General features: G+C 48.5%; 18 protein-coding genes. 11 read left to right on the top strand and 7 right to left on the bottom strand.

Going from position 1 to position 13,443, the window contains the following annotated elements; genetic code table 11:
- Nucleotides 1-35 precede the first annotated feature (35 nt).
- From murA to mlaF, 7 genes are all read right to left on the bottom strand, one after another.
- Nucleotides 36-1,295, bottom strand: a complete 1,260-nt coding sequence (murA, locus tag ACL9RG_RS08725; RefSeq protein ID WP_422792199.1) for a UDP-N-acetylglucosamine 1-carboxyvinyltransferase — start codon at nt 1,293-1,295, stop codon at nt 36-38.
- 50 nt (nt 1,296-1,345) lie between these two features.
- Nucleotides 1,346-1,600 carry a BolA family iron metabolism protein IbaG gene (gene ibaG, locus ACL9RG_RS08730; protein ID WP_422792200.1) on the bottom strand — a complete coding sequence of 85 codons (255 nt, stop codon included), beginning with the start codon at nt 1,598-1,600 and terminating at the stop codon, nt 1,346-1,348.
- A 144-nt stretch (nt 1,601-1,744) separates the two neighbouring features.
- Nucleotides 1,745-2,044 carry a lipid asymmetry maintenance protein MlaB gene (gene mlaB, locus ACL9RG_RS08735; protein WP_422792201.1) on the bottom strand — a complete coding sequence of 100 codons (300 nt, stop codon included), beginning with the start codon at nt 2,042-2,044 and terminating at the stop codon, nt 1,745-1,747.
- Nucleotides 2,044-2,688, bottom strand: coding sequence for a phospholipid-binding protein MlaC (gene mlaC, locus ACL9RG_RS08740; RefSeq protein ID WP_422792202.1), 645 nt, complete (start codon nt 2,686-2,688; stop codon nt 2,044-2,046). Before mlaC ends, mlaB begins: the two co-directional genes overlap by 1 nt.
- Nucleotides 2,689-2,700: 12 nt before the next feature.
- Nucleotides 2,701-3,249, bottom strand: a complete 549-nt coding sequence (gene mlaD / locus ACL9RG_RS08745) for an outer membrane lipid asymmetry maintenance protein MlaD (RefSeq protein WP_422792203.1) — start codon at nt 3,247-3,249, stop codon at nt 2,701-2,703.
- Nucleotides 3,250-3,252: 3 nt separating this feature from the next.
- On the bottom strand, nt 3,253-4,035 hold the full coding sequence (mlaE, locus tag ACL9RG_RS08750; protein WP_422792204.1) for a lipid asymmetry maintenance ABC transporter permease subunit MlaE: 783 nt from the start codon (nt 4,033-4,035) through the stop codon (nt 3,253-3,255).
- Nucleotides 4,036-4,049: 14 nt separating this feature from the next.
- Entirely contained in the window at nt 4,050-4,853 is an 804-nt protein-coding gene (mlaF, locus tag ACL9RG_RS08755; protein WP_422792205.1) for a phospholipid ABC transporter ATP-binding protein MlaF, read from the bottom strand.
- A gap of 331 nt (nt 4,854-5,184) precedes the next feature.
- Between mlaF and ACL9RG_RS08760 the strand changes: the two genes are divergently transcribed.
- The 11 genes from ACL9RG_RS08760 to npr all read left to right on the top strand — a co-directional run bounded on the left by ACL9RG_RS08760 (nt 5,185) and on the right by npr (nt 13,440).
- Nucleotides 5,185-6,162, top strand: a complete 978-nt coding sequence (locus ACL9RG_RS08760; protein WP_422792206.1) for a calcium/sodium antiporter — start codon at nt 5,185-5,187, stop codon at nt 6,160-6,162.
- Between the two features lie 88 nt (nt 6,163-6,250).
- Nucleotides 6,251-7,237 (top strand): arabinose-5-phosphate isomerase KdsD, encoded by a 987-nt coding sequence (gene kdsD, locus ACL9RG_RS08765; RefSeq protein WP_422792207.1) that lies wholly within the window; start codon nt 6,251-6,253, stop codon nt 7,235-7,237.
- Nucleotides 7,238-7,313: 76 nt separating this feature from the next.
- Nucleotides 7,314-7,880 carry a 3-deoxy-manno-octulosonate-8-phosphatase KdsC gene (kdsC, locus tag ACL9RG_RS08770; RefSeq protein ID WP_422792208.1) on the top strand — a complete coding sequence of 189 codons (567 nt, stop codon included), beginning with the start codon at nt 7,314-7,316 and terminating at the stop codon, nt 7,878-7,880.
- Nucleotides 7,877-8,458, top strand: a complete 582-nt coding sequence (gene lptC, locus ACL9RG_RS08775) for an LPS export ABC transporter periplasmic protein LptC (RefSeq protein WP_422792209.1) — start codon at nt 7,877-7,879, stop codon at nt 8,456-8,458. Before kdsC ends, lptC begins: the two co-directional genes overlap by 4 nt.
- The gene (lptA, locus tag ACL9RG_RS08780; RefSeq protein ID WP_422792210.1) at nt 8,427-8,981 is read left to right on the top strand and encodes a lipopolysaccharide ABC transporter substrate-binding protein LptA; all 555 of its coding nucleotides are present in this window, start codon (nt 8,427-8,429) and stop codon (nt 8,979-8,981) included. The genes lptC and lptA overlap by 32 nt, the downstream gene beginning before the upstream one ends.
- A 6-nt stretch (nt 8,982-8,987) precedes the next feature.
- Entirely contained in the window at nt 8,988-9,713 is a 726-nt protein-coding gene (lptB, locus tag ACL9RG_RS08785; protein WP_422792211.1) for an LPS export ABC transporter ATP-binding protein, read from the top strand.
- Between the two features lie 144 nt (nt 9,714-9,857).
- Nucleotides 9,858-11,291: an RNA polymerase factor sigma-54 gene (rpoN, locus tag ACL9RG_RS08790; RefSeq protein WP_422792212.1), complete on the top strand. Its 1,434-nt coding sequence runs from the start codon at nt 9,858-9,860 to the stop codon at nt 11,289-11,291.
- A gap of 23 nt (nt 11,292-11,314) precedes the next feature.
- Complete coding sequence (hpf, locus tag ACL9RG_RS08795; protein WP_422792213.1) at nt 11,315-11,602, top strand: ribosome hibernation promoting factor; 288 nt, start codon at nt 11,315-11,317, stop codon at nt 11,600-11,602.
- A 185-nt stretch (nt 11,603-11,787) separates the two neighbouring features.
- Nucleotides 11,788-12,258 (top strand): PTS IIA-like nitrogen regulatory protein PtsN, encoded by a 471-nt coding sequence (gene ptsN, locus ACL9RG_RS08800; protein ID WP_422792214.1) that lies wholly within the window; start codon nt 11,788-11,790, stop codon nt 12,256-12,258.
- A 58-nt stretch (nt 12,259-12,316) separates the two neighbouring features.
- Nucleotides 12,317-13,171, top strand: coding sequence for an RNase adapter RapZ (gene rapZ / locus ACL9RG_RS08805; RefSeq protein WP_422792215.1), 855 nt, complete (start codon nt 12,317-12,319; stop codon nt 13,169-13,171).
- Nucleotides 13,168-13,440, top strand: a complete 273-nt coding sequence (gene npr / locus ACL9RG_RS08810) for a PTS phosphocarrier protein NPr (protein ID WP_422792216.1) — start codon at nt 13,168-13,170, stop codon at nt 13,438-13,440. Before rapZ ends, npr begins: the two co-directional genes overlap by 4 nt.
- Nucleotides 13,441-13,443: the final 3 nt, after the last annotated feature.

A 13,443-nucleotide genomic window follows, 5' to 3' on the forward strand; every position in this document is an offset into this window, starting at 1 on the left:
TTTTTAATCACATGCAGAGGCAAGTTTTATATAAATTACTCGCCTTTCACACGCTCAATCTTGGCACCAAGTTGACGCAGCTTATCTTCAATGCGCTCGTAGCCACGGTCAATGTGATAAATGCGGTCAACAATCGTCACACCTTCAGCAATACAACCGGCCAATACCAGGCTTGCAGAAGCACGTAAGTCAGTTGCCATCACTTGAGCACCTGATAGCTTTTCAACGCCATGGCAAATCAAAGTATTGCTTTCGATTTCCGCATGAGCACCCATACGAATCAGTTCAGGGATATGCATGAAGCGGTTTTCAAAGATGGTTTCGGTGATAACACCAGTGCCTTCGGCTACCAGGTTCAACAGGCTGAATTGCGCCTGCATATCGGTTGGGAAACCAGGATGCGGTGCAGTACGCAAGGTGACGGCTTTCGCACGTTTGCCATGCATATCCAGGCTTATCCAATCTTCGCCAATTTCAATATCCGCGCCGGCTTCGCGCAGCTTAGCCAATACTGCGTCCAAGGTATCTGGGCGGGTATTGCGGCATACAACTTTGCCACCAGAAATAGCTGCAGCAATCAGGAACGTCCCGGTTTCGATACGGTCTGGTACTACGCTGTGAACACCACCACCGAGACGCTCAACGCCTTCAATGGTAATTTTATCGGTGCCGGCACCGCTAATTTTGGCACCCAGCGTATTAAGGAAACGCGCGGTATCGACAATTTCTGGCTCACGCGCAGAATTTTCAATAATGGTGGTGCCTTCAGCTAAGGTCGCAGCACACATGATAGTGACGGTTGCGCCAACGCTGACCTTATCCATCACGATATGCGCGCCTTTCAGGCGGCCATCAACAGATGCTTTGACGTAACCTTCTTCCAGTACAATCTTCGCGCCAAGCTGCTCAAGACCGGTGATATGCAAATCAACAGGACGAGCGCCAATCGCACAACCGCCTGGTAGAGAGACCTGTCCGCGGCCAAAACGTGCCACCAACGGCCCCAATGCCCAGATAGAAGCACGCATGGTTTTGACTAAATCGTAAGGCGCACAAAACTCGTTCACGTCACGCGCATCAACAAACACTGAGCCATTACGTTCGATTTTGGTGCCAAGCTGGCTTAGCAGTTTAATGGTGGTATCAATATCTTTTAGATACGGAACGTTTTGCAGTTCAACCGGCTCTTCAGCGAGCAGAGCAGCAAATAAAATCGGCAGTGCCGCATTTTTAGCCCCAGAGATTGAGACTTCACCACTCAGACGAGTACCGCCCTGCACACGAAATTTATCCATTATCACTCTCTTATTTTTAATTCTCGGGAGCTGCCGGTAAGACCCGCAGCTTAGAAGCCGTTTAGCTTGCGATCGCGCTGCCACTCTTCAGGCGTATAGGCCTTAATTGACAGGGCGTGGATGCGGTTATCTGCAATGTATTCCATCAGCGGCGCATAAACAGTCTGCTGTTTTTTCACGCGGCTCATACCATCGAATAATGCACCGACCACGATGGCCTGGAAATGGCTGCCATCACCAGTGACATGCGCTTCATCGAGTGCCAATGACTGCATCAACACTTCTTTAATTTCGTTAGTTTCCATAAGGTCCAATTCTTCATCAAGCATGTTAACAGCCGAACATATTAGAGGAATCCGGCCGACTCTTAAACTAAGAAAAAGCCCCGGCATGAGGGTTTCACACCGGGGCTGTTGATCTCTGAAAGCAGAATTCACCGTGAATATTGGCTAACTTACCGTATCTACAGGAATTATCTCTTGCAGATTGTAGAGCTCAATAAGAGTACGCAGACGATCGGTGATGCCACAAATATCTAAACTGCTTCCTCGTTTACTCACCTGGTCACGCAAATGTACCAGCATAGCAAGACCGGCAGAATCGACACGCTGTAGCTGTGAGACATCCATTCTTTTCACATCCGCCAGCAAGCGCTCCCGTTGTTGCCACAAAGGTAGCAGCGTTTCGCGATCCAAGTCGCCACTAAGGCTCAGGCTTTGTGGACCAGTCTGCCAGGTTAAGGCTGCCATTACTTTTTCTGATCCAAGGTAATTGGCTGAGCAGCAGCAGATTGCAGGCGCGCGGTTAGCCCGTCGATGCCTTGCTGACGAAGCACGCCGGCCCATTCACTCTGCTTGGTGCTGATCATGCTGACACCTTCGGCAATCATGTCGTAAGCCTGCCACTCTTTGGTGATGCTATTTTTACGCCATTGGAAATCAAGACGCACTGGCGGACGACCATCTTTATCAATAATTGTCACACGAATCGCCACGATATCGGCATCACCAACCGGTTTAGCTGGCTCAACTTCATAAGTTTGACCGTGGTACAGGGCCAACGCCTGGCCATAAGCCTGTTGCAGGTAGTCACCGAACGCTTTGAAATAAGCCTCACGCTGTGCAGGTGTCGCCTGTTGGTAATAACGACCTAACACCAGCGCACCCGCATATTTAATCTGCACAAATGGCAGTAACTCTTCACGCACGATAGTACGCAGATAGTTAGGATCTTGTTTAATTTTCGGCTGTTCAGTTTTAAGGCGGTCGAATGTCGCTTTAGCTGCAGCGTTCATCATGCTGTAAGGGTTAGTTTTATCAGCAACTGCTTCAGCATTGGCCTGAGTCAATGGAGCAACCACCAGCAAAGCAACCATAAGTAAACGTTTTAACATTCAGAATTCCTCTTAATGACTAGAAGCTGCGGGAGCCGCAGGTGCTGCACCTTCAGGAGATTTTTCTGCATCTCCCGGTTTGGCCGCATTGTCGTTATTGCCACTTTTGTACAGGAACTGGCCAATCAAATCTTCCAGCACCATCGCGGATTTCGTATCCTGAATAGAGCCGCCATCTTTAAGAATAGACGTCCCCATTTCTGGGTCGGTAAAACCAACGCTCAGCGCCAGATATTGCTCGCCGAGCAATCCTGATGTTCTTACTGCCAGTGAACTGGTATCAGGAAGCTGGTTGTACTTACTGTCGATGTCCATCGCAACACGTGGCGAATAGTTTTTATCCAGGGTGATGCTGCTTACCCGGCCAATCACTACGCCACCGATTTTAACCGGTGACTCAGCTTTTAAGCCGCCGATATTATCGAAGGTTGCATAAATCCGGTAGGTCGGGTCGCTACCAAAAGAGCGGATGTCCGCCACTTTCAGACAAATGAACAGCACCGCGCACAGTGCAATAATCATAAAAGCGCCAACCCAAATTTCACTCTTTTTAGTTTTCATGCATCAATTCCCAAACATCAGTGCTGTTAACACAAAATCTAATCCCAGTACCGCCAATGAAGAATGGACGACAGTACGGGTCGTTGCCCGGCTAATACCTTCTGAAGTCGGGATTGCGTCATAACCGTTAAACAGAGCAATCCAGATAATGGTAATGGCAAAAACCACGCTTTTAATCAAACAGTTAAGCAAATCCACTCGCCAATTTATGGCATTTTGCATTGACGACCAGAAGAATCCGCTGTCGATACCTTTCCAATCCACGCCGACTAATGAACCGCCCCAGACGCCCACTGCCACAAAAATAATAGTCAGCAATGGCATGGAAATCATACCAGCCCAAAAACGCGGAGCCACGACACGACGCAGGGGATCAATCGCCATCATTTCCAGACTGGAGATTTGCTCGGTAGCTTTCATCAGGCCAATTTCTGCAGTCAGAGCCGAACCCGCACGGCCAGCAAATAACAGCCCGGTGACCACTGGCCCAAGTTCACGCAGCAATGACAGCGCAACCATCATGCCCAGACTAGATTCAGCGCCATAAGTATTGAGGATTAAATACCCTTGTAAGCCGAGCACCATGCCGATAAACAAACCTGACACGACAATAATCAGTAAAGACAGTACCCCAACGCTATACAGTTGCTTAACTAATAACGGGAATTGCTTAACAAGCTGTGGCCGCCCAACCAATGCGCCGAAAAGCATTTGCCCGGCACGACCAAACGCCGTACAGATTTGAATCCCGCGGCGTCCAAAAGACGCTAACGTCTTTATTAACATTATCTACTACTCCATCATCCAAGGAGCTCGGTTTTGTAATCACCGGCTGGGAAACGGAAAGGAACAGGCCCATCGGCGATACCATCAAGGAACTGACGAACGCGGGGATCGGGGTTAGTCTGTAATTCTTCGGGGGTTCCCTCAGCGATGACGCGCTCCGCAGCAACAATGTAGGCATAATCGGCAATGCTCAACACTTCGGGTACATCATGAGAAACGACGATGCAGGTGATACCTAGCGCATGGTTGAGCTCATCAATGAGTTTAACCAATACACCCATCGTAATAGGATCCTGCCCGACAAAAGGCTCATCAAACATAATCAGTTCAGGATCAAGTGCAATAGCCCTGGCCAGCGCAACACGTCGCGCCATACCGCCAGATAACTCGGCAGGCTGTAGGTCGGCAGCGCCACGCAGCCCAACGGCTTCGAGTTTCATCATCACCGTGCTGCGCAGCAACTCTTCTGGCAAATTGCTATGTTCACGCAGTGGAAAAGCCACGTTTTCAAACACGCTTAAGTCGGTGAATAGCGCACCAGACTGAAATAACATGCTCATTTTTTTACGTGATTCATACAGTTTTCGGCGTGATAACGCAGGAATATTTTCGCCGTCAAACCAAATTTCACCGCGATCGGGCGTCAGTTGCCCGCCAATTAATCTAAGCAGTGTGGTTTTACCAATTCCGGAAGGCCCCATGATCGCGGTCACTTTACCCCGCGGCACGGTCATATTGATTTCTTCGAAGATGGAGCGATCGCCACGAGTAAAACTCATGCCTTTAATCTCAACCAGATTCGATGCGCTTTCGCTCATTTTTTATCCCTTGGACCATAGGAGCCTTTAACTATCCGTTATGTTAGGGCACCTACTCGTCAAATTTGCATATATTTTTGGTATTTTTACAAAAACTTACTACGAAGTTGTCACGAAAGTTGCCATTGATTTACTTTTGAGGCTTAGACAGTCAAAATCAACAGGCTGCAGCAATAGCAAATGATGAGCAAGATGCAAGCGGTCATCGTCTATCCTACAGCATATAAAGCAAACCGGGTAAAACACACCACCCAGGGTCTGTTTTTAATTGAAAACCTTGGTTGCCAGCCAGACCAATGAACCTCGCATTATACCCAAGAAAGGATTTTTCATGCTTCTCGCTAGCGTACTAATGATTGTCGGCTTGTTTCTACTTGTATATGCCGCCGATCGTCTGGTGTACGGTGCTGCTGTTCTGGCAAGCTCGATGGGTATTCCCCCTTTAATTATTGGTATGACCGTCGTGGGTGTAGGTATTTCCCTGCCCGAGTTGGTGGTATCAACAACTGCCGCCATTAATGGGCAAATGGATTTGGCAGTAGGAAACGTGCTTGGTTCCAATATTACGAATATTCTGCTTATTCTGGGTGGAGCGGCACTAATTCATCCACTTTCCGTTCGTTCTGATATCCTGCGGCGTGAACTGCCGTTAATGTTGCTGGTGACCATTCTTTGTGGCTTCCTGATAAGCGATAACGAATTGAGCCGTTGGGATGGTCTATTACTGATTGCCAGTGCGGGTGTATTCCTGACGTTGATGATCAAAATTGCCAAACTCTCCGAACTAGAGGGGCGAGATACATTAACCAGCGAACAAATCGCCGAATTACCGCAAGATAGTAGCAATACCGTGGCCTTTTTATGGCTGGCGCTGGCGTTTATTATCATGCCGCTGGCCGCGAATATGATTGTAGACAACGCCACGGTTATCGCCCGTTATTTTGGGGTAAGCGAACTGATTATCGGTCTCACCGTTGTGGCAATTGGTACCAGCCTGCCAGAATTGGCAACGTTTATTGCTGGAGCGATAAAAGGCGAAGACGATATTGCGCTCGGCAATATTATCGGTGCCAATATTTTTAACGTATGCCTGGTGCTCGGTGTGCCTGCGTTAGTCGCTCCAGGACGTTTTAGCCCCGATGCGTTTCACCGGGATTACTGGGTGATGCTGGCGGTAAGCGTCGTGCTCATTGGACTATGCTTGATGCGTAAGCACCGCATTGGACATATTGCAGGTGCCCTGTTGTTATGTGGTTTCTTCGCCTATTTAGCGATGCTGTTCTTGATACCTGGCAGCGTCGAGTTTTAAAACCGTGAATTTATAAGAGCATTGGAACGGCGTTTAGCATTGATTCGCAATAACTACGCTCCAATGCACCAAGTCGCAGGAATTGACGATGACAAATAACGATTTACATCCTGTTTTTGATTTTAGCGAAGTAGGTAAACAGGTACTACAGACCGAGCGTGAAGGCTTGGCGCAGCTGGACCAATATATCAACGATGACTTTAATCGCGCCTGCGAAAAGATGTTTAAGTGCACCGGTAAAGTGATTGTGATGGGAATGGGTAAATCTGGGCACGTGGGGCGCAAAATGGCTGCCACCTTCGCCAGTACCGGCACCCCCGCTTTCTTCGTGCATCCCGGAGAAGCCAGCCACGGCGATTTGGGGATGGTGTCAAAACAGGACGTGGTGATCCTTATCTCCAATTCCGGCGAATCTCATGAAATTCTCGCGCTGATCCCGGTGTTAAAACGTCAGTCGATTACGCTTATCTGCCTGACGGCTAACCCTGAAAGCTCAATGGGCAAAGCTGCCGATGTTCATATTTGTGTGAGCGTGCCGCAAGAAGCTTGCCCATTAGGTTTAGCACCGACCACCAGTACTACGGCTGTGATGGTGATGGGCGATGCATTAGCCGTAGCGCTATTGCAGGCGCGTGGATTCACCACAGAAGACTTTGCACTATCACACCCAGGCGGTGCGTTGGGACGTAAACTGCTGCTACGCGTCAGTGATATCATGCATACTGGCAGTGAAATTCCACACATTAGCCGCGATGCATCTTTACGTGATGCGCTGCTAGAAATCACACGCAAAAACCTAGGAATGACGGTTATTTGCAATGATTTGATGAAAATCGAAGGGATTTTCACCGATGGTGACTTACGCCGTATCTTTGATATGGGCGTTAACGTCAACGAAGCCAAGATTACCGATGTCATGACGACCGGTGGTATCCGGGTGCGCCCTTCTCTGCTGGCGGTAGATGCACTCAACATCATGCAAGAGCGTCATATTACCTGCGTGATGGTGGCTGACGGTGACCAACTATTGGGTGTGCTGCATATGCACGACATGCTACGCGCAGGCGTGGTGTGATCACGACCAGAATTACTATAGATTTGAAATGACAGTAGGTTTGAAATGACGAGCTTCTCCATAAGGAACTGCCCACATGAGTAATAGCGCAGCACAGGTTGCGACCTGTTATGGCCCGGTTAGCGCAGAGGTTATTGCACGCGCCAGCGCCATCCGCCTGCTGATCTGTGATGTCGATGGTGTGATGTCTGATGGTTTGATTTATATGGGTAATCAAGGAGAAGAACTTAAAAGCTTTAACGTCCGTGATGGCTACGGCATCCGCTGCCTGCTGACCTCAGATATCGAAGTGGCGATTATCACCGGCCGCAATGCGAAATTGTTGGAAGATCGTGCTAATACACTTGGCATTCGCCATCTTTACCAAGGGCAATCGGATAAGCTTTTGGCCTTCAATGAACTCTTAGATACACTGTCGCTGCAAGCTCATCAGGTCGCCTATATTGGTGATGATCTGATCGACTGGCCAGTCATGGAAAAAGTGGGCCTGTCTGTTGCGGTTAAAGATGCGCATCCCATTTTGTTGCCTAAAGCCGATTATGTGACCCAAATTGCTGGCGGACGCGGCGCAGTGAGAGAACTTTGCGACCTGATTTTACTGGCTCAGGGCAAGCTAGAAGACGCCAAGGGGCTATCAATATGAGTAAAATAAAGCTTTGGATAACCATCGTCCTGGCCATTATTGTGTTGGTACTGATTGGTTGGACAATGTCCGATAACAGCAACCAAACAACACCAGTGGCAACCAACGATCAAGAGCCGACTTACCAAAGCCAGCATACTGTCACGGTAGTTTATAGCCCTGTCGGCAAACTGAATTACAAACTGGTGTCGGATGAGGTCAAATATTACACTACCGATCAGTTAAGTTGGTTTACCAATCCGGTCATGACGATGTACGACGAGAATGCGGTTCCAACGTGGACAGTCCGCTCAGACCGCGCCAAACTGACTAATGACAAAATGCTGTATTTATACGGCCATGTACAGGTAGACAGTTTGACGCCAGCAACGTCTCAGTTACAAAGAATTAAAACAGACAATGCTCAAGTCAATCTGACTACTCAAGATGTCTCCTCAGATGACGAAGTCACATTGTACGGTACTGACTTCACCTCTAATGGCATGAAAATGCGTGGGAATTTGCGGAATAAAACCGCAGAGCTGATCGAAAAGGTAAATACCTCTTATGAAATTCCAAACAAAAAACAAAATCCGTAACTTCTTGATTACCAGCACGCTTTTGGCCGTCAGTATTCCGGCTTTCGCGCTGAAAGATGACACGACTAAACCGATTAAAATCGATTCGGATAATCAGGCATTGGACGTCAACACCAATACCGCCACCTTTACTGGCAACGTAATTGTCAATCAAGGAACGATTCAGGTAAAAGCCGATAAAGTCGTCGTCATTCGACCACAAGGCCAGTCAGGCAAAGAGATTGTAGAAGGTTACGGCAATCCAGTGACTTTCTATCAGATGCAGGACAATGGCAAACCTATTACCGGCCACGCGCTGAAAGTACGCTATGAAGTCGCCACCGACTTGGTTACCTTGACGGGTGATGCCTACCTTGAACAGCTAGATAGCAACGTCAAAGGCGATCGCATTACTTATCTGGTGCAAAAACAGCAGATGGAAGCTTTCAGCGATAAAGGCAAACGTGTCACCACTGTGCTGGTGCCGAATGAATTGCAGGATAAAAAGCCCGCTGCAGCAGCCGGCCAGAAAAAGAGTAACTGATAGCTTATGGCAACATTAATCGCAAAAAATCTGGCTAAGGCTTATAAAGGGCGTAAAGTCGTTGAAGACGTTAGCCTGACCGTAAATTCAGGTGAAATTGTCGGTTTGCTAGGACCAAATGGTGCGGGTAAGACCACTACCTTTTATATGGTTGTTGGCATCGTCCAGCGCGATGCAGGCAGCATCATTATCGATGAAGAAGATATCAGCCTGTTACCGCTGCATACTCGTGCTCGTCGCGGTATCGGTTATCTGCCGCAAGAAGCTTCGATCTTCCGCCGCCTGAGCGTTTACAACAACTTAATGGCCGTCTTGGAAATCCGCGACGATCTCAGCAAAGAGCAGCGTAACGACCGTGCCAATGAGTTGATGGAAGAGTTCCATATTTCACATTTGCGCGATAACCTCGGTCAATCGCTATCTGGTGGTGAACGCCGCCGTGTGGAAATTGCCCGTGCACTTGCCGCGAATCCTAAGTTTATCCTGCTTGATGAACCCTTTGCCGGGGTCGATCCGATTTCCGTTATCGACATTAAAAAGATCATCGAACATTTGCGTGACAGCGGCCTCGGGGTTCTGATTACTGACCACAACGTGCGTGAAACTCTCGACGTCTGTGAGCGAGCTTATATCGTAAGCCAAGGCCAATTGATTGCCCACGGCTCACCAACGGATATTCTCGCCGATGAACAAGTAAAACGCGTCTATCTGGGTGAAGCATTCCGCTTGTAACGTTGCCAAGTAGGCGTCGTTGTATAACCTGATGTTGTGCGAAATAATGTTGTGTAGCAATGCTCGAAAACAGTATGACCGTTCAGAAATAGTATGAGTGGTATCCGAATAGGTTCTCGTTATTAACGGAAGTACAGCCAAGATATGAAGCAAGGTTTGCAACTCAGGCTCAGCCAACAATTGGCCATGACCCCACAGCTACAGCAGGCGATACGCTTGTTGCAACTGTCTACGCTTGAACTCCAACAAGAAATCCAGCTCGCACTGGAAAGTAACCCATTGTTGGAACAAACCGACTTACATGGTGAAATCGACGCCCAAGAGAGCGTCGATAGCGAAGACTTGGATACCCGCGAAGCCCTCGAACAAAAAGATATGCCAGAGGAGCTACCGCTAGATGCCACCTGGGACGAAATCTATACCGCAGGCACGCCTTCAGGTATGGGTAACGACTACAGCGATGATGAATTGCCCGTTTATCAAGGCGAAACCACCCAAACGCTGCAAGACTATCTGATGTGGCAGGTTGAGCTGACACCGTTTTCTGATACCGACCGCGCTATCGCCACATCAATCGTTGATGCGGTTGACGATACTGGCTATTTGACCGTGTCACTCGATGACATTCTCGAAAGTATGGGTGATGAAGAAGTCAGCATGGAAGAGGTTGCCGCCGTACTCAAACGCGTGCAACGTTTTGACCCTGTTGGCGTCGCGGCACGCGATCTGCGCGATTGCCTGCTCATTCAACTCTCGCAATATGTCACCGAAACCGCGTTTCTGAGTGAAGCTAAACTTATCGTCAGCGAACATTTAGATTTGCTCGCCAACCACGATTTCCGCGCGCTGATGCGAGCAACCCGCCTAAAAGAAGATACACTGAAAGGTGCGATGCAACTGATTCAGTCGCTGGACCCTCGCCCAGGCCAATCGATCAACACTGGCGAATCCGAATATGTGATCCCAGACGTCTTGGTGAGAAAAATCGGCAAAGTGTGGGCCGTCGAATTAAATTCAGACAGCATCCCTCGCTTAAAAATCAACCAGCAATATGCGGCTATGGGTAATTCGGTACGTAACGACAGCGACGGCCAATTTATTCGTAGTAATCTGCAAGAAGCCAAATGGTTGATCAAAAGTCTGGAAAGCCGCAACGAGACATTATTAAAAGTCACCCGCTGTATTGTTGAACAGCAGCAAGCCTTCTTTGAATTGGGTGAAGAGCATATGAAACCGATGGTGTTGGCCGATATCGCCAGTGCCGTAGAAATGCATGAATCAACCATATCGCGCGTCACCACGCAAAAGTTTTTGCACAGCCCGCGCGGTATTTTTGAGCTGAAATATTTCTTCTCCAGCCACGTCAATACAGACAGCGGTGGCGAGGCATCATCAACCGCTATCCGTGCATTGGTGAAGAAATTGATCGCGGCGGAAAATCCCGTCAAACCATTGAGTGACAGCAAGTTGGCCACGATGCTATCCGATCAAGGGATTATGGTGGCCCGCCGTACTGTTGCAAAATACCGAGAGTCCTTGTCCATCCCGCCGTCAAACCAACGCAAACAGTTAGTTTGACCTCAACAGAGAAGGAAGACATTATGCAGCTCAACATTACCGGACATCACGTTGATATCACCGATCCATTGCGAGAATTCGTGACCACAAAGTTTGCCAAACTTGAGCAATACTTTGACCGAATCAATCAGGTTCATGTGATATTAAGCACTGAAAAAGTAGAGAAAGTTGCAGAAGCTACTCTGCACGTGAACGGCGGCGAGTTGCATGCCACCTCGGAGCATCAGGATATGTATGCTGCTATTGACGGTTTAATTGATAAACTGAGCCGACAGCTCAACAAGCATAAAGATAAACTGAAACAGCACTGACCTTACTCGTAGCACCTAAGGCTACAGTTTTGCACATCGGCTCGTGGCCCCAGGTCCGGGCCGATAAGCATCAAAGGGCAAGACACTTATGTGAAAATGCACCTAAGTGAAAACGCACTTAAGCGATAAACCTAGTTAAGCGAAAATGTGCCTAAGCAAAAAAACGCACCTAAGCGAAAGATGAGATGAACAACGATTCAGCACTACAGTTAACCTCGGTTTTAAACGCCGAGTGCACCAAAAGTAACGTCCAATGCGCCAGTAAAAAACGCGTGCTGGAAATTATCAGCGAGCTAGCAGCCAAACAACTGAATCTGGCTCCGCAGGTCATTTTCGATGCGATCTTAACCCGCGAACGTATGGGCAGTACCGGTATTGGTGCAGGGATAGCTATCCCTCACGGTAAACTGGAAGAGGATACGCTGCGAGCCGTTGGCGTGTTTATCCAACTTGAGCAACCTATCGCCTTTGACGCCATTGATAATCAACCCGTGGACCTACTTTTTGCCTTGCTGGTTCCGGCAGATCAATGTAAAACCCACTTACATACCTTGTCTTTAGTCGCCAAGAAATTGGCTGATAAAGGCGTATGTCGCCGCTTACGTGGCGCGCAAAGCGATGAAGAGCTTTATCAAATCATCACTGAAATAGAGTAATTGAATAGCCTGAAAGCAGGATCGTACTGTTTTTAGCGAAAGCTGAGGGAGTGACAACGTGGTCTTGATGATTGTCAGCGGCCGTTCCGGTTCGGGGAAGTCTGTTGCCTTACGTGCCTTAGAGGACATGGGGTTTTACTGTGTCGATAACTTGCCGGTAGTGCTATTGCCTCAGCTTGCTCAAACGCTTGCTGAACGCAATACTTCTGCCGCCGTGAGCATCGACGTGCGTAATATGCCGGAAACGCCGGAAGTCTACGAGCATGCCATCACCCAGCTACCTGCTAGCTTCTCTCCGCAGTTACTGTTCCTTGATGCCGATCGCAATACGCTGATCCGTCGTTACAGCGATACCCGTCGTCTGCATCCTCTTTCAAGCAAAAATCTGTCGCTGGAAAGCGCGATTGATGAAGAGAGCGATCTACTCGAGCCGCTGCGTTCTAGCGCTGACCTGATTATTGATACCTCAGAAATGTCGGTTCATGAGTTGGCTGAAATGCTACGTACCCGTCTGTTGGGTAAACGTGAACGCGAGCTGACGATGGTGTTTGAATCTTTCGGTTTCAAACACGGCATTCCAATCGATGCCGATTACGTTTTCGATGTGCGTTTTCTTCCTAACCCGCACTGGGATCCAAAATTAAGGCCGATGACCGGTTTAGATAAACCGGTTGCCGCCTTCCTGGATAGACATACCGAAGTCCATAACTTTATCTATCAAACCCGTAGCTATCTCGAGCAATGGCTGCCAATGCTGGAAACCAATAACCGCAGCTATCTGACTGTAGCCATTGGCTGTACCGGCGGTAAGCACCGTTCAGTCTACGTTGCCGAGCAATTAGCCGACTATTTCCGTTCCCGTGGGAAGAATGTTCAATCGCGCCACCGCACGCTGGAAAAACGTAAATCATGACCGTTAAACAAACAGTAGAAATCAAAAATCGGCTGGGCATGCACGCCCGCCCGGCGATGAAGTTGTTTGAGTTGGTACAAAGTTTTGAGTCTGAAGTGATGCTACGCAATGATGCGGGTATTGAAGCCGAAGCCAGCAGCGTTATTGCCTTGCTGATGCTCGATTCGCCAAAAGGCCAGCAGATTGAAATTGAGGCCACCGGCTCAGATGAGACACAGGCGTTAAAAGCGGTAATCGATCTGATAAATTCAGGCTTTGATGAAGATTAAGAG

Source organism: Rouxiella sp. Mn2063 (genome assembly GCF_049319665.1).
In the GTDB taxonomy this organism is placed as follows: domain Bacteria; phylum Pseudomonadota; class Gammaproteobacteria; order Enterobacterales; family Enterobacteriaceae; genus JBMOUD01.